The sequence below is a fragment of the Frateuria sp. GZRR33 genome, from assembly GCF_051900425.1.
Taxonomy (GTDB): Bacteria; Pseudomonadota; Gammaproteobacteria; order Xanthomonadales; family Rhodanobacteraceae; genus Frateuria_A.
Window position 1 is genome coordinate 165,891 of sequence record NZ_JBHZGK010000001.1, and the last position, 20,750, is coordinate 186,640.

Here is a 20,750-nt window from a genome sequence, read left to right on the forward strand (position 1 = left end):
TTGTGGGCTACGCGGGCCAGCTCGACAACGTGAGCAGGCAGTCGCCAGGCTGCCGGTGTTCAGCCGGTCGGGGTGGGTGCGCAGGCGCCGCGTCCGGCGCGCGACTGCCGACCGGCCCGCCCATGCTAGGCTTTGGCGCTCCCCACGAGGCTGGACTCTCCGTGAGCCTGCGCCACAACGCCCGCGCCGACGAGCGCAGCGGGCTGATCCTCTCCACGCTGGCCTTCTTCCTGGTGATGGCCGGCTATTACATCATCCGACCCGTGCGCGACCAGTTGGGCGGCGCGGTAGGGTCGCAGTCGTTGCCGCTGTTCTACGCGGTGACCTTCGCCGTGATGCTGCTGCTGACCCCGGTGTTCGGCTGGCTGGTGGCGCACGTGTCGCGCCGGCGGCTGCTGGCCTGGAGCTACAGCTTCTTCATCGTCTGCCTGGTCGCCTTCGTGCCGGCATTCCTGGCGCAGGAACGGATCGGCGCGCGTCTGCTGGGCGTGGTGTTCTACGTCTGGGTCAGCGTATTCAACCTGTTCGTCGTGTCGCTGTTCTGGAGCTTCATGGCCGACATCTTCGTCAGCCAGCAGGCGCGGCGGGTGTTCCCGCTGATCGCGCTCGGGGGCATGGGCGGGGCGATCTTCGGGCCGCTGCTGACGCGATGGCTGTTGCACGTGCTCGGCGTGGCGCAGTTGCTGGTGGTCTCGTCCGCCGCCCTGGGGCTTGCGCTGTTGTTGCTGCTGCAACTGTCGGCGCGCGACGAACTGGCAGGCGACGGACGCGCCTCGCAGGGTACCGGTGGCTCGCTGTGGGCCGGCATCCGCGAGCTGTGGTCGCGGCCGTTCCTGCGCTACATGGCGATGCTCATGCTGCTCGGCGACGGCATCGGCACGCTGGCCTACGCGTTGATGGCCGACTACGCGAAGGCGCATTTGGCCGACCGCGTCGCGCGCACCTCGTTCTACAACGACCTGGACCTGGCGACCAACGCGCTCGGCGCCCTGCTGCAGCTGACGCTGACGCGATGGCTGCTGGTGCGGTTCGGCGCCGGCTGGGGCCTGGTGGTGCCCGCCCTGGTCAATATCGGCCTGCTGCTGATGGTCGCCGTGTTCGGCCCCGGCGACGTGCGTCTGCTGGGCATGGCCGTGCCGTTGCTGGCCGTGATGCTGGTGACCACGCGCGGGTTCGCCTATGGCATGACCAAGCCGGCGGTCGACGCGCTGTACACCCGCGTGCCGCGCGAGACGCGCTACAAGGGCAAGAACTTCGTCGAGACGGCCGTGTGGCGCTTCGGCGACGTGCTGGTGACCAGCGGCGTAAGCCTGCTGGCGTGGCTCGGTGTGGGCGTGGGCGGCATGGGCTTGATCGGCGCCGGCGTGGCGACGATGGCGGCGTGGGTCGCGCGACGGGCCGGGCGGGCACCGGATCTGGCCAGGGACTGAGCCGGGCCCGCGGCCGTAGGGTGGGCTTCAGCCCACGCGCCCTGGCAAGGTGGGCTGAAGCCCCCTAAGAAAACGATCAACTGGTGATGTAGCGCTGCAACTGCTCGATCTGCTCGGCCTGCGCGTCGATCACCGCCTTGACCAGATCGCCGATCGAGATCACGCCGACCACGCGGCCGTCCTCGACCACCGGCAGGTGGCGCACGCGGCGCTCCGTGCACAGGCGCATGCAGTCGAACACGTCGGTTTCGGGCGCAATGGTCAGTGGATCGCTGCTCATGATGTCGGCCACGGCCGTCTGCGCGGAGGAACGTCCCTGCAGGATCACCTTGCGGGCGTAGTCGCGCTCGGAAACGATGCCCGAGAGCGACGCGTCCTTCATCACCACCAGCGCGCCGACGCGGCGTTCGGCCATCTGCCGGATCGCGTCGAGCACCGGGGCCTCGGGTGCGATCGCGTAGACGTCGCTTCCCTTGCTCTGCAGAAGATGCCTTACCTGACGCATGCCCGGTGCTCCTCTTCGGCTTGCGCCGAGTCTAGCGCCGCGGTGTCGGCGGGGCGTGTAGATGCCGACCGGCGGCCCCGGGCGGGCTACAGGTGTTCTTCTTCGACGAAGTACAGCGGGCGTTGCTTGCTCTCGGCATAGCTGCGTCCCAGGTATTCGCCGATCACGCCCAGCGCCAGCAGCTGCACGCCACCGAGGAACAGGATCACCAGCATCAGCGTCGGGTAGCCGCGGACCGGGTCGCCCCAGATCAGCGCCTTGGTCAGCACCCATAGCCCGTAGACGAAGGCAAGCAGCGAGGAACCCAGCCCGACCCAGGTCGCCAGCCGCAACGGTGCGCTGGAGAACGAGGTGATGCCCTCGATGGCCAGCTGGGTCAGGCGCCAGTAGTTCCATTTGGTGCGGCCCCCGTGACGGGGCTCGCGCTGGTAGCGCACGGCGGTCTGGCGGTAGCCGATCCAGGCGAACAGGCCCTTCATGAAACGCTGGCGTTCGCGCAGTTTCGACAGCGCATCCAGCGCGCGGCGCGAAAGCAGGCGGAAGTCGCCGGTATCGCGCGGCAGCGGGGTTTCGGAGAGACGCTCCATGGCGCGGTAGAAGCCGGCCGCGGTCAAGCGCTTCAGGCGCGTCTCGCCGGCTCGCGCGCTGCGCGTGGCGTAGACCACGTCGAAGCCGGCGCGCCATTGCTCGACGAGCTCGGGGATCAACTCGGGCGGGTCCTGCAGGTCGGCGTCGATCACCACGGCCGCGCCAGCGGTGACGTGGTCCAGTCCTGCGGTAAGCGCGGCCTCCTTGCCGAAATTGCGCGACAGCTTGAGCGCACGCACGCGCCGGTCGCCTGCCCGCAGCGCCTCGATCGCGGGCCAGGTGCCATCGGTGCTGCCGTCGTCGACGTAGAGCACGGCGCTGTCCAGCGCCAGCGTGTCGAGCACGGCGCCAAGGCGCTGGTGGAACGCGTCGAGTACGGCCGCCTCGTTATAGGCGGGGACGACGACGGTCAGTTCGCTCATGGTCAGTGTCCTCGCCGCACGCGCGGGGGATGGTTCGCGTCCAGGTAGCCGGGGCCACCCAGGTGCTGCATCTGTCGAAGGATCCATTGCGTGCGGCGCTGGACGTAGGCGCTGGGGCGGTCGGCATGCAGGCGGCGCGGGCTGGGCAGCACCGCGGCCAGGCGCGCGGCCTGCGCCGGTCCAAGCCGCGCCGGCGGCACGTGGAAGTACGTCTCGCTCGCCGCGGCCACGCCATAGATGCCGTTACCCAGCTCGGCGATGTTCATGTACACCTCGAGGATGCGCCGCTTGGGCCAGGTCAGCTCGATCAGCACGGTGTAGTAGGCCTCCAGCCCCTTGCGCACGAAGCTGTGGCCATTCCAGAGAAACAGGTTCTTGGCGACCTGCTGGCTGATCGTGCTGGCACCGCGCAGGCGCTTACCCTCGTCGGCATCGTCCAGCGCATCCTGGATCTGTTCGAGGTCGAAACCGTGATGGAACGGAAACTTCTGGTCCTCGCTGGCCACCATCGCCAGCGGCACGTACGGCGACACGCGCTCCCACGGCACCCAGTGCTGTTGCAGCCGGAAATCACGCTCGCCGTGCAGCCAGGCGCCCACGCGCCGCTCCATCATCATCGCCGAGGTCCACGGCGGCACGAAGCGCAGCACCAGCACCACCAGCCAGGACAGCGCGAGCCACGAGACCACCAGGATGGCGAGCGGGCGCAGCAGGCGGCGGAGGGCGGTGCGCAGCGGTGGCATCGTCTTGGCGTCGACCTTGGGTAGCAAACCCGGGGAGTATAAGCGGCCTATTGTCCCCCGCCGCCGCTGCCCCCATCTCGACTGATTCCCCGTGACGAGGTCTTTTTTGTGGAAACCGTGCTTGTCGAAGACGTGCTGCATCGCTTCGTGCTCGAACGCGCCGGCGTGCGTGGCGTGCTGGTGCGGCTGGGCGCCGCCTGGCGCGAGGTCGCCGGGCGCTCCGACTACCCGGCACCGCTGCAGGAGCTGCTGGGCCAGAGCCTGGTCGCCAGCGCGTTGCTGACCGGCAACATCAAGCTGGAGGGCGCGCTGTCGATCGAGCTCAAGAGCAGCGGCGCGCTGCGCCTGCTGTTCACCGAGTGCAGCGACCAAGGGCGGCTGCGCGGCCTGGCGCGCTGGAACGATCCGCTGCCCGAGCCGCTGGACCTTTCCGCGCTGCCGGGCGCCGTCATGGCGATCACCATCGGCCACGCCGAGCGTGGCCAGCGCTACCAGGGCCTGGTCGAGCTCGGCCAGCCGGAGCTGGCCGGCGCGCTGGAAAACTACTTCCGCCTGTCCGAGCAGCTGCCGGCACGCCTGCTGCTGGCAGCCGACGGCGAGCACGCGGTCGGGCTGATGCTGCAGAAGCTTCCGGGCGAGGGTGGCCACGATGCGGTCGAGGACGAGGATGCCTGGAGCCGCGTGCTGCACCTGACCGGCACGCTGGGCCGCGAGGAAATGCTGGCGACCGCGCCGGAGCACTTGCTGTACCGGCTCTATCACGAGGAAACCGTGCGGCTGTTCGAACCGCGACCGCTGGCGTTCGGTTGCAGTTGCTCGCGCGAGCGGGTCGAATCGATGCTGCGTTCGCTCGGCAGGGACGAAGTCGAAGCTGCGCTGGCGGCGCGCGATGGCGAGGTCGAGGTGATCTGCGAGTTCTGCGCGCAGCGCTACACCTTCGATCGCATCGATGCCGAGCACGTGCTCAGTGGCGGGGTGAGCGCGGATACGTCGACGACGTCGCAGTGAGCTGGCAGGGCGGGCTGAAGCCCTCCCTGCGCCACCATCGTCTGCATCACGCCACGGCCGGCGTCGGATCGGCCGGCAACCACACGCTGATCGGCTGCGGGCGTGCGAACAGGAAGCCCTGACCGTAACGGCAGCCGACGCGCATCAGCGCCTGGCGCTGGTGTTCTTCCTCGATGCCTTCGGCGATCACCAGCATGTTGAGCGAGTCGGCCAGTACCTGGATCGCGCGTACCACGGCCAGGCCCTGGCCGTCGCCCTCGCGCGGCAGCTCGGTAATGAAGGAGCGGTCGATCTTCAGTGTCTCGAACGGGTACTGATGCAGGTAGCTCAGCGAGGAATAGCCGGTGCCGAAGTCGTCCAGCGCCACCCGCACGCCGCGGCTGCGCATGTTCTCCAGGATGCGCTTGACCTGCGCCGGGTTGTCCAGCAGCGCGCGCTCGGTCACCTCGATGCGCACCTGCCGCGGCGGCAGGCCGTGCTCGGCGAGCAGGGCGAGCAGGCGGGCATCCAGATCCGGAAGACGGAAATGGCGGCCAGACACGTTGATGCTGACGAACCCGTCCTTGCCCAGCAGCTGCGGCGCCTGCGCGCAAACCTGCTCGAAGATCTGCCAGTCGATGCTCTCGGCGCAGCCGGCTTCCTCGGCGATCACCAGGAATTCGCCCGGGGCGAGCAGGCCCCGGTCCGGGTGGTGCCAGCGCAGCAGCGCCTCGTAGCCGACCACGCGGCCGTCTTCCAGCGCCACGATGGGCTGATAGAACGGCACGAATTCGTTGCGCGCCAGGCCACGGCGCAGGTCGCTCTCCAGCTCCAGCAGCGACAGCGCCTCGCGGCGCAGGCGGTCGTCGAACACCGCCGCGCGGTGGCGGCCTTCGTCCTTGGCGCGATACATCGCCGCATCGGCGTCGCGCAGCAGCTCTTCCGGTTTCTGGTAGTGCGGGCCCGGCAGGGCCACGCCGATCGAGGCAGAGGTGAATATTTCCTTGGCGCCCAGGCGGAACGGTACCTGCAATTCAGCGATGACGCGCTCGGCGACCGCCACTGCGGTCGCCGGGTCGGCGATACCTTCCAGCAGCACGGCGAACTCGTCGCCGCCCAGGCGCGCGACCACGTCGCGGGTCTTCAGGCACGCGCGGATGCGCCCGCCGACCTGGAACAGCAGGTCGTCGCCCACCAGGTGCCCGACCGAATCGTTGATGACCTTGAAGCGGTCCAGATCGATGAACAGTACGGCGAAGCCGCCCTCATCCGGTTCCCCGCGATAGCGTTCCAGCGCCTGCTCCATCCGCTGCAGCAGCAGCGTGCGGTTGGGCAGGCCGGTAAGCGAGTCGTGCAGGGTTTCGTACTTGAGCCGGCGCTCGACCCGTTCGCGTTCGGCGATCTGCTCGCGCAGGTCGCGGTTGGCCAGTGCCAGCGCGCGGGTGCGCTCGGTGACGCGGCGCTCCAGCCCCGCGTAGGCCTGTTTCAGCGATTCGGCCGTGTGCTTGCGCTGCAGGGCGTTGGCAATGTGGTAGCTGACGAAGGTGAGCAGTTCCTGGTCACGCTCGTTGTAGGTGTGCTCGGGGGTGTAGCTCTGCACCGCCAGCACGCCCATCACCTTCTCGCCCCACACCAGCGGCACGCCGAGCCAGCACAGCGAATGGGTACCCTGGCGCTGGATCTCGCCCAGCGCGGTCAGCCGTTCCAGTTCGGCAGAGTCGGCCAGCAGTGGCTTGCCGTGGCGAAGCACGTATTCGGTGGCGCCGCGGCCGTGCAGTCGCGGCGCCGGCACGTTGTCCACCTCGTCGACCGAATAGGGGAAGGTCAGCTGCCCGTTGTCTTCGTCGACCAGTGCAATGTAGAAGTTCCGAGCGTAGAGGAGTCCGCCGATCACCCGGTGTACGGCCGAGTAGAAGGTATCGAGGCCCTCGGAGGTGCTGGCCAGTTCGGCGATGCGGAACAGTGCCGCCTGCAGCCGCTCGCCGCGCTGGCGCTGTAGCACTTGCTGGCGCAGCACGCGATTGGCCTCGCGCAGGGCGGCCGTGCGGTCGGCCACGCGCCGCTCCAGTTCGGTCTGCGCCTGGCGCTTTTCCAGCGCGGCCTGCACGTGCTGGGCCACGTAGCAGAGCAGCTCGCGGTCCTGCGTGGTGTACTGGGTATCGGCGCGGTAGCTCTGGATCACGATACCGCCCACCACCTTGGCTTCGCGCAACAACGGCACGCCCAGCCAGTGTTCGCAGTCCGGCCCGATCAGTACCAGTCGGTCGGGCACCGTGCGGTTCAGCTCTTCGATCGAGCCCATCATGGCGCGCCCGCCCTTGAGCAGGTTCCAGGTCAGGCTGTGTTCCAGGTCGGCCAGCGGCACGCTGCGCTCGGGCGAGGGCGGGTCGCGGTCGGCCGCATCGGCGTAGTACGGGAAGCGCACGCTGTCGGTGGCTTCGTCGTAGAGCACGATGTAGAAGTTCTCCGCATACATCAGGCTGCCGACGATGGCGTGCAGCGAGCGCATCATCTCGGCCATGTTGCGTTCGGTGCCGGCCTGTTCGGCGATGGCGAAGAGCGCCCGCTGCAGCCGCTCGGCGAGCGCCAGGCGCGAAATCGCCTCATACAGTCGCGCGGTCTCGGCCTGCTGGCGCATCCGCGTACCGGCCAGGCGGCCGAACCAGGCCAGCCGTTCGCGCAGCGGCTCGGACAGCGGCGTCTCCGGTTCCAGCACCAGCACGCGCAGCCCTTGCGGGTCCTCGGCCAGTTCCATCCGGCCGGCGGCGGCCGGAACCTCTTCGCCGCCCAGCTGGCGCCAGCCCAGGCGGGCGCGCACGTGCCAGTCCGACAGCAGGGTTTCGCAGACCGCCGCCACGCTGCCCGCGTCCGCGGCTCCGAACAGCCGCTCGACCGCCCGGTGCAGCACTTCCCGGTCGGCGGGGAAGGTCGGGGGCTCGCGGGTGGGAGGAGCCGGGTTCATGGCGCGTTTTCAGATTCCGTGGCGGGGCCGTGGCGTGACTATATCGTGCGCGGAGGGCTTTGTCGGAGTCTGTTTTGCCTGAATTTTCATCCCCGGGGAACCCTCTTTTCACGCCGGGGTCCACCGATGCGGGTTATGTGCCTGGGTTCACCGTTTAGGGGCCTGCCCGCTTCCGATGGGGTGTTAGGTAAAAGTAAAGGAGCTATACTCCCCCCAAACGAATGGCATACGCCTGCCTGTCACCTGCCGAACGCCCATACCGACCATGCGCCGCCTGTTGCCCCTGCTGATCTTGCTGATGCCGCTCGCCGCGGCAGGGCAGTCGCTGGACGGAAACCGGCAGGCCGTGGCGCAGCAGCTGCTGCACCCGACCACCGGCCAGGCGGCCGACCTGGGCTATGGGGTCGGGCTACGCGACCGCGACGGCCGCATGCTCATGCTCAAAGCGGGCGTGCAGCCGGCCGGTGCGAGCCAGCGTGCCGACGCCCTGCTGGCCTTTCCGGTGACCGACGCCGGCAGCGTCAGGTCGACCGACCTGCAGTACGGGCTCGACCCGCATCTGCAGATCCACGCCGGCGTCAGCGAACACAACGGGATGTCGCCCAGTCCACGGGTGGTCGGCAGCGAGATCGGCGCGACGTACAACCTCGGCCGCTACAGTGTCGGCGTGAGCGTAGGCGCCGACAGCACGCCCGACCAGCGCCTGCCGCGGGTCCTGCCGGGCGCCACGCCCGGCGTGAACGGCCTGCCCGATTTCGACAGCAGCGCCCAGCTCAATGCGCGCGGTCGCGTGGCGGTCGGCGGGCATAGCGGCATCGACCTGGGTGCCAGCGTGGGCCGTATCCGCCTGCTGCCGGGCAACGAGCTGGGTATCAATTCGCTGGACCAGAAGGCATTGACCTTCGGCGTCGACCACGGACCGCTGAGCGGCACGCTGGTCGGCCGCACCATGCAGCCGACGCTGCCGGGCGGCTACTACGGCGACAAGCGCTGGAGCAGCATCGACCTGGGCGTCACCCTGCGGCTGCCGTGGCAGGGCGAACTGAGCATCGGTGCCCAGAACCTGTGGTCCTCGGGAACCTCGGTGCCCACGCCGGCAGGCCCTGAGCCCGATCAGTCGCGCACGCCGTACGTGCAGTACCACCAGGACCTGTAAAGCACATCGAACAAGCAAAAGGCCGTCGCATGCGACGGCCTTTTTGTTTGACTGGCTGTTGCGTGGATCCGGCGCATCCGCTTGGCGCTGCAGCCATGGTCTTGCTCAACCAGACTGCAGCGTGCAGCGCCCAGCGGCAAGGGAAGTTCCTCGCCTTTCGGAGCGTGCCTTCAATCCTTCTTGCGGATGCGCAAGTCGCCGCTGAAGGTTTCCACGTGGATGCGGCCGTTGCCGCCACCGACGTCGGCGTTGAGTTCGCTGCCGGGGCCATGATCGTGCTCGATGGCCTCGCCGAAATCGCTGCGCAGGTCGCCGCTGAAGCTGCTCGCATGGATCGATGCGGAAAGGTTCGATGGCACCTGGATCTGCACGTCACCGCTCATGCTGTCGAGGTCGATGCTGCCGTGCTCGGCGAGGCCGCCGCTGAGCTGCACGTCGCCCGAGACCGTGCTCAGGTTGAATTTCTTCCACGGCCCGCCGCTGGCCTGGATGCGGCCGGAGACCGTCTGCAGGTCAGCCTGGGCGCCCAGCGCGGGCGCAAGGATGTCGCCACTGACCGTCTGCAGGTCGGCACGCTCGGCATGGCCGGATTGCTGCACGGTGCCGCTCACGCTTTCGACCGACAGGTCGGGGGTGCGGGCGTTGATCCGCACGCGGCCGCTGACCGAATTGACCGAGATCTCGCCGCCGTCCATGCCGTCGATGCCCAGCGGCGCGCTGACCACTTCCACGTCCAGCGTGGCACCCTTGGGCACGTGCAGGTCGAGCGTGGTATCGCCCATCGAGTTGTCGCCGTTCCAGTTGAACCAGCCCTTCGAGCCATCGCCCCTGGGCTTGACCTTGATTTCCAGGTCGCCGTTGTCGCCGTCGATGGCCAACGGCGCGGCACCTTCGCCGAGCGAACCGGTGACCTGCACCTCGTTGCGGTCCCAGGCGGTGATGGTGACCTGGCCCTTGACGTTGCTCACGCTGATGCGTGCGTTGGCATTGGCCGGGTGGTGCAAGTTGATCGGGGTGTCGGCCAGCGCCTGGCCGATGCACAGGGCGAGCAGCAGGGGAAGATAGCGTACGTTTTTCATGCCTTGACTCCTCGAGGGGTTCTCAGCCTGCCTGCTGGTCGAGCTGGCGCAGCCGCGATTGCTGTTGGCGGGTGCGCGACAGAAGTCGCTGCAGTGCCGGTGAATGGGGGGCCTGTTCCAGTGCCTGCCTCAGTTCCAGGCGCGCGGCGTCCAGTTCGATCGCCGCACCGGCCAGGCGCGGATCGTCCGGCTTCCACGGCTGGGCCGACGCGGTGACGGTGGTCTGCGGGTGGTCGGGCAACTGGCCCTGGCGCAGGCTCAGGGACACCGCGAGCAGGCTCAGGCCCGCGAAGCTGGCGGCAAGAAGCCAGCCCGGGCGCGAGCTGGCGCGCACCGGTTCGGCCGGTTCCAGCGCGGCGTCGATTCGCGTCCACAGGTCGTGGCGCGGTGCGACCGGCGCGCGCAATTCGCGCAGCTGTCGACGCCATTCGAATTCGTTCATGACGACTCTCCGGGTTCGAGCATCCGGCGCAGCAGCCCGCGTGCACGGTGCAATTGCGCCTTGGACGTACCGACGGCCATGTCCAGTTCGCTGGCGATCTCCTCGTGGCGCCAGCCTTCCACGTCATGCAGTACCAGTACCGCGCGGGCACGTGGCGGCAATTTGGCGATGGCGCGCTCCAGTTCCTCGCGCTCGGCGGCGCAGAAGGGCACTTCGCCGGGATCGGGCAGGTCCTCTTCGCCGACGAAACCGACCGGCTGCGCCCCGCGCGAACGGATGTCCATCAGCGCCACGTTCACCGCCAGCCGGTACAGCCAGGTACCGAAAGCGCTCTCGTGGCGGAAGTCGCCAAGCTTCTGCCAGGCACGCACGAAGGCGTCCTGGGTCAGATCCTCGGCACGGGCGTGGTCGTAGCCGGCCAACCGGTAGACCGCACCGTAGATACGGTCGACATGCTGGCGGTACAGCCGCTGGAACGCATGGCGATCGCCCCGGGCCGCGGCGCGCGCGTCATCGGCGTCGGACCACGCGACAGGCGGTGGCGGCATCGGGCTTCCAGTGGCGAGGCAGGCGGCTTCCATCTTGCCAGCTTGGATGCACGGAAGTGGCGGAACGTTTAAGGCTCGCGCTCCCTCTGTACAAAGGGAACGGGCTGGGGTGAGGGGGCGATGGCCGCGAGTGGCGTGCGTCTGGCAGGCTGCGTTTGCCGCCCCAGCAAATCCCCGCACTCTTGCGAGGCTCGCCTTTCAGCCCGCCCCTCTCCGGAGGGAAAAGGGTGCTGGTCTGCGGCAGGCCCGGGAGGTGCCCGGATACCAGCCCCTCTCCCGGCGGGAGAGGGGCTTCGTCCATCAGGCCGTGGCGGCGCGGGGCGCGGTTTCGGCGGCGGACAGCCCGCTGGCCACGCGCTGCTGTTCCTGGTGCAGGCGCTCGGGCATGCGCGGGCCGAAGCTGGCCAGGTACTCGCCGATGGCGTCGAGCTCGGCCTGCCAGCCGGCAGTGTCGATGTCCAGCAGTTCGCTGGCGGCTTCGCGCGGGAGGCTCAGGCCGTCCAGCTTCAACTCGCCCTCGGCCGGGATGATGCCGATCGGCGTCTCCACGCCACGAGCCTTGCCGTCGACGCGGTTGATCATCCACTCCAGCACGCGCAGGTTCTCGCCGAAGCCCGGCCACAAGAACTTGCCGTCCTTGCCCTTGCGGAACCAGTTGACGTGGAAGATCTTCGGCAGCTTCATGCCCGGCTTGTCGAACGACAGCCAGTGCGCGAAGTAGTCGCCGTAGTGGTAGCCGCAGAATGGCTTCATCGCCATCGAGTCACGACGCAGCACGCCGACCGCGCCGGTTGCCGCGGCGGTGGTTTCCGAACCCATCGCCGCGCCCATCAGCACGCCGTGCGCCCAGTCGCGCGCTTCCATCACCAGCGGAAGCAGCGAGGGGCGGCGGCCGCCGAAGACGATCGCGTCGATCGGCACGCCCTGCGCGTCCTCGGCCTTCTCCGACCAGGTCGGGCACTGCCTTGCGCTCACGGTGAAGCGCGAGTTCGGGTGCGCGGCCGGCCCGTTGGCCGGATCGTAGGGGCGGCCCTGCCAGTCGGTGACCGGCGTACCGGGCAGGCCTTCCCACCACGGCTGGTTGTCGGCAGTGACGGCAACGTTGGTGAAGATCGTATTGCGCGAGATGGATTCCAGCGCGTTGGAATTGGTCGCCGTGCTGGTGCCCGGCGCCACGCCGAAGAAGCCGGCCTCCGGGTTGATCGCGTACAGGCGGCCGTCCGCGCCGGGCCGCATCCAGCAGATGTCGTCGCCCACGGTCCACACCTTCCAGCCGTCCTTGCGGTAGCCCTCCGGCGGAATCAGCATGGCCAGATTGGTCTTGCCGCAGGCCGAGGGGAAGGCGGCGGCGACGTAGTGCGTCTCGCCCTTGGGATTCTCGATGCCCACGATCAGCATGTGCTCGGCCAGCCAGCCCTCGTCGCGGGCCTGGTTGGAGGCGATGCGCAGCGCGTGGCACTTCTTGCCCAGCAGCGCGTTGCCGCCGTAGCCGGAGCCGTAGGACTTGATCGTGCGCTCCTCGGGGAAGTGCATGATGAAGCGGCGCTCGGGGTCGAGCTCGCCGGTCGAGTGCAGGCCCTTCACGAACGTGCCTTCGCGCTCGATGCGCTCCTGCGCGGCCTTGCCCATGCGGGTCATGATGCGCATGTTGGCCACCACGTACGGGCTATCGGTGATTTCCACGCCGCAACGCGACAGCGGCGAGTCGATCGGGCCCATGCAGTACGGGATGACGTACATGGTGCGGCCTTCCATGCAGCCGTCGAACAGCGCATCGATCTTCGCGTGCGCCTCGGCCGGATCCATCCAGTGGTTGTTGGGGCCAGCGTCGTCCTGGTTCTTGTGGCAGACGAAGGTCAGGTGCTCCACGCGCGCCACGTCGGACGGGTTGGAGCGGTGCAGGTAGCAGCCCGGGTGGGTTTCCTGGTTGAGCTCGATCAGGGTGCCGTCGGCCAGCATCTCCTTGACCAGCTGCTGGTACTCGGCCTCCGAGCCGTCGCACCAATGGATCTTCGCCGGACGCGTGCGCGCCGCCACCTCGTTCACCCAGCGCTCGAGCGCTTCCAGCTTGCTGGCCATGATGTCCTCTTCAAGGTCTTAGGAAAAAAGGGTTCCGGAACGCTAGTTTGCGTGCACTGGTATTGCAAGGTTGAGTGCAGCAAAAGGCGCGCGCAGGCGCGCGTAACCCCGCCCCTGAAGGCCTTATCAGGCCGGAATCAATGTCGCGATCATGTGTTCCACGTAGGCGTCGAAGTCCTCGTGGCTGATGCGGGGCAGGCCGAGCGTGAAATTGAGCTGCAGGAAGCCGACGTAGGCGGCGTAGGTCAACCGCGCCCGGTTGAGTGCCTCGGGGCCGGACAGGCCGGCCTGGCGGAAGGCGGTGGCCAGGAACTCGGTGCGGCGTTGCGACACGCGCGCCATCACCGGGACCACCAGCGGGTGATCGAGTGCCTTGAGCAGCGCGGCATAGACGCGATGCGGACGCAGTTCATGGGCGACACGCCGGAACAGCTCCGGCAGCCGCTCGCGCGGATCCGCGATGGCCTCGATCTGCGCGATCACCTCGCGCTCGCCGTACTGTTCCCAGCGTTCCAGCGCCGCCTGCAGCAGCGCTTCGCGGGTGCGGAAATGCCAGTAGAAGCTTCCCTTGGTCACGCCCAGCCGGCGGGCCAGGGCTTCCACCGCCAGCGCCCCGACGCCCTGTTCGGCGATCAGGTCCAGGGCGGCGTCCTCCCAGTTTTCGGCGGACAGGCGGGTGCGTTCGGGCTTGCTGCTGGCGTTCATTGGCGCATGGTAGCGCTTGTGGATGGGCTGGCGACAGGCGGGACCCGGTCGCGTGGCACCCACGCTGGCGCGGTTGACGGCGCTTCGATCAGCAATCCATACTCATGCGTATGGTATCAATCCACACAAGTGCTTTTCCGAGCCACGACGGGGTCCCCCTGGCGGTCGACGTGCGTGGTGCCGGCGCGCCGACGTTGCTGTTCGCGCACGGCTTCGGCCAGACCCGGGGTGCCTGGAACGGCGCGGCCGACGTGCTGGCGACCCGCGGCTGCCGCTGCGTCAGCTTCGACAGCCGCGGCCACGGCGAAAGCGGCCGCGTGACGGGCGGCGATTACCACATGGACCAGTTTGCCGGCGATCTTCACGCGCTGGCGCTGGCGCAGCCCGAGCCGCCGGTGCTGGTCGGCGCCTCGATGGGCGGCCTGCTGGGCCTGGTGCTGGCGGGTGAGGCGCGACCGGCGCCGTTCCGCGCGTTGGTGCTGGTGGACATCACGCCGCGCTGGGAAACCGCCGGCGTCGAGCGCATCCTGGCCTTCATGCAGGCCCATCCCGACGGTTTCGCCGATTACGCCGAGGCCGCCGAGCAGGTCGCCGCGTACCTGCCGCAGCGACGCGAGCGCAAGCGCGAAGAGCAGCTGAAGCCGCTGCTGCGCGAGGGCGCCGACGGCCGCCTGCGCTGGCACTGGGATCCGGCCCTGCTTGCCGGCGTCGTGAGCGAAAGCGAGCGCTACCAGCCGCGCCTGCTGGCGGCCGCCGCGCGCGTGGACGTGCCGGTCCTGCTGCTTTCCGGCGAACGCAGCGACCTGGTCTCGCGCGATACCGTGGCCGAGTTTCTCAAGCTCGTGCCGCACGCACGCCACGTGGAGGTCGCCGGCGCCACGCACATGCTCGCCGGCGACGCCAACGACGCGTTTACGCGCGAAATCGCCGCGTTCATCGATGATGTTTTCCCGGACGGCCGAGCCCGCCGCCCGACCATCCCGCAAGAGGTGCATTGACATGTCCGTGTTCCTGACCCTGCTGGCCGCCATCGTGGCGACCGGCGCCTGTGCCTACCACCGCACCAGCCTGCGCACCTGGGCGATCGCCACGGTGGCCGCCACGCTGGTGGTGGGCGTGCTGACCGGCGCCTGGGTGACGATGACCGTGCTGCTGGTCATCGAGCTGCTCATCGCCGTGCCGCTTTTGATGCCGGCCTTCCGCCGCCGCCAGATCAGCGCGCCGCTGCTCAAGCTGTTCGCGCGCGCCACGCCCACGCTCTCGACCACCGAGCAGACGGCGCTGGAAGCCGGCACGGTCGGTTTCGAGGGCGAGCTGTTCTCCGGCAAGCCGGACTGGCGGCAACTGCTCAAGCAGCCGAAGCCCGAGCTCAGCACCGAGGAGCAGGCCTTCCTCGACGGCCCGGTGGAAGAGCTGTGCGCGATGATCGACGACTGGCAGATCACCCACGAGCTGGCCGACCTGTCGCCGGAGGTCTGGGCGTTCATCAAGAAGAACAAGTTCTTCGGCATGATCATTCCCAAGCAGTACGGCGGCCTGCAGTTCTCCGCGCTGGCGCATTCGGCGGTACTGCAGAAGCTGTCGACGGCCTCGGCGACGGTGTCCTCCACGGTGGCCGTGCCCAACTCGCTGGGGCCGGCCGAACTGCTGCTGCACTACGGCACCGAGGAGCAGAAGAACCACTATCTGCCCCGTCTGGCGGCCGGCGAAGAGATCCCCTGTTTCGCATTGACCGGCCCCTACGCCGGCTCCGACGCCACCTCGATTCCCGATTACGGCATCGTCTGCAAGCAGATGGTCGACGGCGTCGAGACGCTGGGCGTGAAGCTCAACTTCGACAAGCGCTACATCACGCTGGCGCCGATCGCCACGGTGATCGGCCTGGCCTTCCGCATGTACGACCCCGAGCACCTGCTGGGCGAGACCGAAGACCTGGGCATCACGCTGGCGCTGCTGCCGCACACGACCCCGGGCCTGGAGGTCGGCCGTCGCCACTTCCCGCTCAACATCCCGTTCCAGAACGGTCCGGTTCGCGGCAAGGACGTGTTCGCGCCGCTGTCGACCATCATCGGCGGGCCGCAGATGGCCGGCCACGGCTGGCGCATGCTGGTCGAGGTGCTGTCGGTGGGACGCGCCATCTCGCTGCCCTCCAACGCGACCGGCGCGATGCGCGCCTCGGCCGCGGCGACCGGCGCCTACGCGCGCATGCGCAAGCAGTTCGGCCTGGCGATCGCGCGCTTCGAGGGCGTGGAGGAAGCGCTGGCGCGCATCGGCGGCCTGACCTATGCCACCGCGGCGCTTTCGCGCTCCACCGCGGCGGCGGTCGATCGCGGCGAGAAACCTGCGGTGACCTCGGCCATCGCCAAGTACCACGCCACCGAATGGGCTCGCCAGGTCGCCAGCGACACGATGGACGTGCACGGCGGCAAGGCGGTGCAGCTGGGCCCGAAGAACTACGCCGCGCGCGGCTGGGAGAGCGTGCCGATCGCGATCACGGTGGAAGGCGCGAACATAATGACGCGCAGCCTGATGATCTTCGGCCAGGGCGCGATCCGCTGCCATCCGTACGTGCTCAAGGAAATGCAGGCGCTCTCCATCGCCGACTACGGCGAGAAGCTGCGGACCTTCGACCGGCTGCTGTTCGGCCACGTCGGATTCGGCATCTCCAATGCCGTGCGCAGTTTCGTGCTGGGCATCACCGGCGCGACCATCGGCCAGAGCGCGGGCGATGCCTACACGCGCCGCTTCTACCGCAAGCTCGACCGTTACTCGGCCGCACTCGCGCTGTGCGCGGACGTGTTCATGGGCGTGCTGGGCGGCAAGCTGAAGTTCAAGGAGAAGCTGTCCGCGCGGCTGGGCGACGTGCTGTCGTACCTGTACATCGCCAGCGCCATGCTCAAGCGCTATGAGGATACCGGCCGCCCGGAGGCGGATCGTCCGCTGCTGGCCTGGGCCTTCCACGAATGCATGTGGCGCACGCAGATGGCGCTGGACGGGGCGATCCGCAACTTCCCGGTCAAGCCGGTGGGTTTCCTGCTGCGCGCGCTGGTGTTTCCGTTCGGTCGCCGCGAAGTGCCGCCTTCCGATCGCCTGGGCCGCCGCGTGGCCGCCATCCTCACCGCGCCGGGCGAGGCACGCGACCGCCTGATCGACTGGGTCTACCTCACGCCCACGCCGAACAACACCATCGGCCGCATGAACGCGTTGCTGCCCGACGTGATCGCCGCCGAGCCGGTCGAACGCAAGTTCGGCAAGGCGCTCAAGGCGGGCCAGCTTGAGGCGCACGACTACGAAGGCCAGTTGGCCGAAGCGGTGCGCGAAGGCGTGATCACCGAGGCCGAGGCCGCGCTGCTCAAGCGCGTGCGCGATGGCGTGTTCGAGTTCATCTCGGTGGATGACTTCGATCCGTCCGAGCTGGGCGCCGCGGTGACCCGGGCGGACAAGCAGCCGCGCTCGGTGGCGGTGGCCTGACCGCCTGACGGTCCCGGGCAGGGTGGGCCCAGGTCGGCTCCATCTCGCCCGGCGCCTCTCTGGGTGATGGCCGGGCAGGGTGCGGTCTCGAGGCCTCTGTTCGAGCACAGGAAGAAGGCGCCGGTTCGTGCAGAGCCGGCGCGACCCGGTGCATCTCACGACGGTGCGCGGCATCACCGGTCGCTGCCTCACAGGCGCTGCACGGCGGTTCGGGGCGCAGCGAACGCCTTGCTGTTCCGCAGCATTACATCGTCGAGCAATTGGGCTATGTTTCTGTCCGTTTCGTTTAGATCGATCTAAACCGCCGAGTCGGTAGGGGGCTGGCGAAGGCGATCCAGGTCGAGCGCAGGGGAAGCGGTTTGCTCTGAATTTGTAACGATCTAAATTCTCTTGGGAGGGGAACCATGAAAAGCCCATTCGTGCCGGTCACGCTGTTGGCCGCGGCGGTCCTGGCAGCGCTTTACTGCGGCAATGCCCAGGCGCAGACCCAGGATCCGCAGAACCAGTCCCAGCAGGGCCAGGCCGACACCGGCACCAAGGCACAGGCGGACCAGGCCGTATCGCTGTCCAAGGTCCAGGTCACCGGCTACCGCTACTCGATCGAAAAGAGCCTGGACCAGAAGCGCGAAGCCAATGCGATCGTCGAGGTCATCACCGCCGAAGACGTCAGCAAGTTCCCCGACAAGAACGTGGCCGACGCGCTGCAGCGCGTGCCCGGCGTGATCATTTCGCGCGACGGCGGCGAGGGCAAGAACGTCAGCGTCCGCGGCCTCGCATCCGAGCTCACGTTGACCGAGTTGAACGGCAACTACATCGCCACCGCCGAATCCAACGGCGATCCGACCCGTTCCTTCAACTACACCTTGCTGCCGTCGAACATGCTCTCCAGCGCCGAGCTGTTCAAGACGCCGGAGGCACGCATCGACGAGGGCGGCATCGGCGGCACGGTGATCCTGCACACGCGCCGCCCGCTGGAAATGGAAGCGAACACCGGCTTCGTCTCCGCCGAAGGCACTTGGGCCGACACGACCAAGAAGACGGACGGCCAGTTCTCCGGCCTGTACTCGTGGCACGACAAGGCCGAGCGCTTCGGTTTCCTCATCGGCTACACCAACCAGAAGCGCACCACGCGCACCATGGGCGCCAGTACCGAAAACTGGCAGTGGTACGGCGATGACTACGACGCCCACCCCGCCACCGACGTCAACGGCCAGCCTTCGGGCATGACTTCCTACTGGTGGGGGCAGTCCGGCTTCAACGACCAGAACCATCCCTACACCGGCACCTTCCAGGATGGCTGGCCCACGGAGTGCGGCTATTACTGCAACTTCATGATGCCGACCTCGGTGAACCTCAACGTCACCAACGAGGACCGCGAGCGCAAGGGCGGACAGGTGACCCTGCAGTTCCGCCCGGTCGACAACCTGACCCTGACGGCCAACTACTTCCGCTTCGACCTGTCGCAGGATTCCCAGACCAACACGCTGAAGATTCCGGAGTGGAACCTGGCCCGCTACGCCGGCGACGGCAACTGGCCCGGCGGGCGCATGCTCGACGGGCTGACCTTCGACCCCAGCGGCACCATCGTCACCGGCGCCAATTACTCGGTGCATCCGGGCAAGACCTACTACTGCAGCGGCGACGAGGCGGCGGCGGGCGGATTGACCAACACCGGCGGCTTCGGCCCGGACGACTGCAGCATCCCGACCCCGCAGATCACCGGCAGCTACAACCACGAAAAGGCGGTGTCGCAGACCGCGGACATCGGTGCCGAGTGGGTGGGCGAGTCCTTCGACGCCAGCGTCAAGGCCGGCCGCACCTGGGCCAGCGGCGGCCCGCAGTTGCAGATTTCCGTGCCGATCAAGCCGCGCCGCCAGAATGCATCGGGCGACTACGACCTGGGCAACTATGCCAGCGCCTGGAGCCTGGTCGGCACGCCGACGATGACCTTCTCGCCGGAACTGATGGCCAATCTCCTCAACGGCATCGGCGAAGTCGACCTCGGCTCGACCGGGTCGTCCTGGACCCGCAACCAGACCAAGCAGAAATACGCCCAGGCCGACTTCACCTGGCACGCCTACGGCGACTGGATGGACTCGCTCCAGTTCGGCGTGAAGTATCGCAACGGCGGCACCCACCGCAGCACCGGCAACAACTACTGGGTCTGCCAGGGCACCGATCCGGCCGACTACGACAACCGCTTCCAGAACGGCTGCGATCCCACCGCCTCGGTGTTCCAGCCGCAGTTCCTGTATGGGCAGCCGCTGGGCAACCTCGCCGGCGGCATCAACGCCAGTTCGTTCCCGGCGATCAACTACCCCGCCTACGTCGCCTACCTCAACCAGACCTACGGGGCGATGCAGACGCGCAACGAGGACAACTTCATCTACAACGTCGGCGAGAAGATCTACTCGGGATACGTGCAGCTCAACTTCAAGACCGAGCGCCTGCGCGGCAACGTCGGCGTGCGCCTGGCGCGCACGCGGCAGCACGCCGACTCGACCGACCAGGTCGATTACTACAACGACTATTTCTTCGACGGCCCCGACGGCAACCCGGCACCGTGCCAGACCGGCAACCTGCCGGCGGCCGGTGCACCCGCCGGGTCCGGTTGCGTCAGCGGCTTCACCACGCTGCCGGACAGCCAGACCAACCCGGCTACCGGGCATGTCTCCTCGTTCGTGGTCAGCTCGCTCGATCGCACCTACACCGACGTGCTGCCCAGCTTCAACGTCGCCTACGACCTGACCGACGACCTGGTACTACGTGGCGCCGCGTCCAAGGTGATCTCCCGTCCCGGCTACAACGACATCGCTGCTCCCGGCGGCCTGCAGTACTACAGCCCCGAATACGTCAACGACCGTCGCCTGATCGGCGGCGGCGACGAAGTGGGCTGGTACGGCGCCGGCAGCAACAAGAGCCTGGAGCCGTACAAGGCCACCCAGTACGACCTGGGCCTGGAGTGGTACTTCCATCCCGGCTCGGTGCTCGGTGTCGACGTGTTCCGCAAGGACGTCAGCAACTTCTCGGTGCCGGTGGTGCAGGACGTGTCGATGGACGTCGGCGGCCAGACCGTGACCGTGCAGAACTACTCGACCACCGCGGGCGGCCGCGATGGCGTCTCCAAGGGTGTCGAGCTGTACGCGCAGCACACGCTGGATTTCGGCCTCGGCTTCCAGGTGAACTACACGTACAACAAGACCAACGAGGCGGCGATCACCCTGGAGGATGGCACCGAGATCGGCACCTCGCCGCTGGTCGGCAGTGCGAAGAACCAGGCCAATTTCACGGTGTTCTACGAGACCGAGCGTTTCCTCGCGCGCGCGTCCTACAACCGTCGCGGCGAAGTGGTGGACGGCCTGGTCAACGGCCTGAACGTCTACGAGGAGCCCTACCAGCAGATCGACCTGAACGCGGCGTACAACATCACCAAGGCGTTCAGCGTGACTGCGTCGGTGCTCAACCTCACCAAGGAAGAGTCGCGCTCGCATCTGGGCAACGACACCAGGGCGCGCTTCTACTCCAACGGCTACGCCGGGCGCATCGTCTACATGGGCCTGACGTACAAGTTCTAGGGAGGCTTTCACCCCGTGCCGCGAGGCACGGGGAACCTTCCAACGGCAGTCGCCTGTA

15 protein-coding genes are annotated in these 20,750 nt (G+C 68.0%); 6 read left to right on the forward strand and 9 right to left on the reverse strand.

Annotation, left to right across the window (positions count from 1 at the left end; all coding sequences use genetic code 11):
• Positions 1-206: 206 nt before the first annotated feature.
• Entirely contained in the window at positions 207-1,430 is a 1,224-nt protein-coding gene (locus ACFWZU_RS00810; protein ID WP_439699804.1) for an NTP/NDP exchange transporter, read from the forward strand.
• A 76-nt stretch (positions 1,431-1,506) separates the two neighbouring features.
• Here the strand turns inward: ACFWZU_RS00810 and ACFWZU_RS00815 are convergent, their stop codons facing one another.
• From ACFWZU_RS00815 to mtgA, 3 genes are all read right to left on the reverse strand, one after another.
• Positions 1,507-1,935: a CBS domain-containing protein gene (locus ACFWZU_RS00815; protein WP_439699508.1), complete on the reverse strand. Its 429-nt coding sequence runs from the start codon at positions 1,933-1,935 to the stop codon at positions 1,507-1,509.
• Between the two features lie 86 nt (positions 1,936-2,021).
• Positions 2,022-2,945: a glycosyltransferase family 2 protein gene (locus tag ACFWZU_RS00820; RefSeq protein WP_439699509.1), complete on the reverse strand. Its 924-nt coding sequence runs from the start codon at positions 2,943-2,945 to the stop codon at positions 2,022-2,024.
• Between the two features lie 2 nt (positions 2,946-2,947).
• A complete protein-coding gene (gene mtgA / locus ACFWZU_RS00825) occupies positions 2,948-3,688 on the reverse strand; it encodes a monofunctional biosynthetic peptidoglycan transglycosylase (RefSeq protein WP_439699510.1) in 741 nt (246 codons plus the stop codon).
• A gap of 108 nt (positions 3,689-3,796) precedes the next feature.
• Here mtgA and ACFWZU_RS00830 point away from each other — a divergent pair, with 108 nt between their 5' ends.
• Positions 3,797-4,696 carry an Hsp33 family molecular chaperone HslO gene (locus ACFWZU_RS00830; RefSeq protein WP_439699511.1) on the forward strand — a complete coding sequence of 300 codons (900 nt, stop codon included), beginning with the start codon at positions 3,797-3,799 and terminating at the stop codon, positions 4,694-4,696.
• Between the two features lie 46 nt (positions 4,697-4,742).
• Here ACFWZU_RS00830 and ACFWZU_RS00835 read toward each other — a convergent pair whose 3' ends face one another.
• Complete coding sequence (locus ACFWZU_RS00835; RefSeq protein ID WP_439699512.1) at positions 4,743-7,637, reverse strand: EAL domain-containing protein; 2,895 nt, start codon at positions 7,635-7,637, stop codon at positions 4,743-4,745.
• A gap of 277 nt (positions 7,638-7,914) precedes the next feature.
• On the opposite strand from ACFWZU_RS00835, the gene ACFWZU_RS00840 reads away from it, so the two are divergent.
• Complete coding sequence (locus tag ACFWZU_RS00840) at positions 7,915-8,793, forward strand: hypothetical protein (RefSeq protein WP_439699513.1); 879 nt, start codon at positions 7,915-7,917, stop codon at positions 8,791-8,793.
• Positions 8,794-8,963: 170 nt separating this feature from the next.
• Here the strand turns inward: ACFWZU_RS00840 and ACFWZU_RS00845 are convergent, their stop codons facing one another.
• The 5 genes from ACFWZU_RS00845 to ACFWZU_RS00865 form a co-directional block, all read right to left on the reverse strand.
• Positions 8,964-9,872 (reverse strand): DUF4097 family beta strand repeat-containing protein, encoded by a 909-nt coding sequence (locus ACFWZU_RS00845; RefSeq protein WP_439699514.1) that lies wholly within the window; start codon positions 9,870-9,872, stop codon positions 8,964-8,966.
• Between the two features lie 22 nt (positions 9,873-9,894).
• Entirely contained in the window at positions 9,895-10,314 is a 420-nt protein-coding gene (locus ACFWZU_RS00850; RefSeq protein WP_439699515.1) for a hypothetical protein, read from the reverse strand.
• Positions 10,311-10,862: an RNA polymerase sigma factor gene (locus tag ACFWZU_RS00855; protein ID WP_439699516.1), complete on the reverse strand. Its 552-nt coding sequence runs from the start codon at positions 10,860-10,862 to the stop codon at positions 10,311-10,313. The genes ACFWZU_RS00850 and ACFWZU_RS00855 overlap by 4 nt, the downstream gene beginning before the upstream one ends.
• A 300-nt stretch (positions 10,863-11,162) precedes the next feature.
• Positions 11,163-12,941: a phosphoenolpyruvate carboxykinase (GTP) gene (locus ACFWZU_RS00860; RefSeq protein ID WP_439699517.1), complete on the reverse strand. Its 1,779-nt coding sequence runs from the start codon at positions 12,939-12,941 to the stop codon at positions 11,163-11,165.
• Between the two features lie 126 nt (positions 12,942-13,067).
• A complete protein-coding gene (locus tag ACFWZU_RS00865) occupies positions 13,068-13,646 on the reverse strand; it encodes a TetR/AcrR family transcriptional regulator (protein ID WP_439699518.1) in 579 nt (192 codons plus the stop codon).
• Positions 13,647-13,750: 104 nt separating this feature from the next.
• Here ACFWZU_RS00865 and ACFWZU_RS00870 point away from each other — a divergent pair, with 104 nt between their 5' ends.
• The 3 genes from ACFWZU_RS00870 (at position 13,751) to ACFWZU_RS00880 (ending at position 20,692) form a co-directional block, all read left to right on the forward strand.
• The gene (locus tag ACFWZU_RS00870) at positions 13,751-14,644 is read left to right on the forward strand and encodes an alpha/beta fold hydrolase (protein ID WP_439699519.1); all 894 of its coding nucleotides are present in this window, start codon (positions 13,751-13,753) and stop codon (positions 14,642-14,644) included.
• Position 14,645: 1 nt separating this feature from the next.
• On the forward strand, positions 14,646-17,117 hold the full coding sequence (locus ACFWZU_RS00875) for an acyl-CoA dehydrogenase (RefSeq protein WP_439699520.1): 2,472 nt from the start codon (positions 14,646-14,648) through the stop codon (positions 17,115-17,117).
• A gap of 404 nt (positions 17,118-17,521) precedes the next feature.
• Positions 17,522-20,692: a TonB-dependent receptor gene (locus ACFWZU_RS00880; protein ID WP_439699521.1), complete on the forward strand. Its 3,171-nt coding sequence runs from the start codon at positions 17,522-17,524 to the stop codon at positions 20,690-20,692.
• Positions 20,693-20,750: the final 58 nt, after the last annotated feature.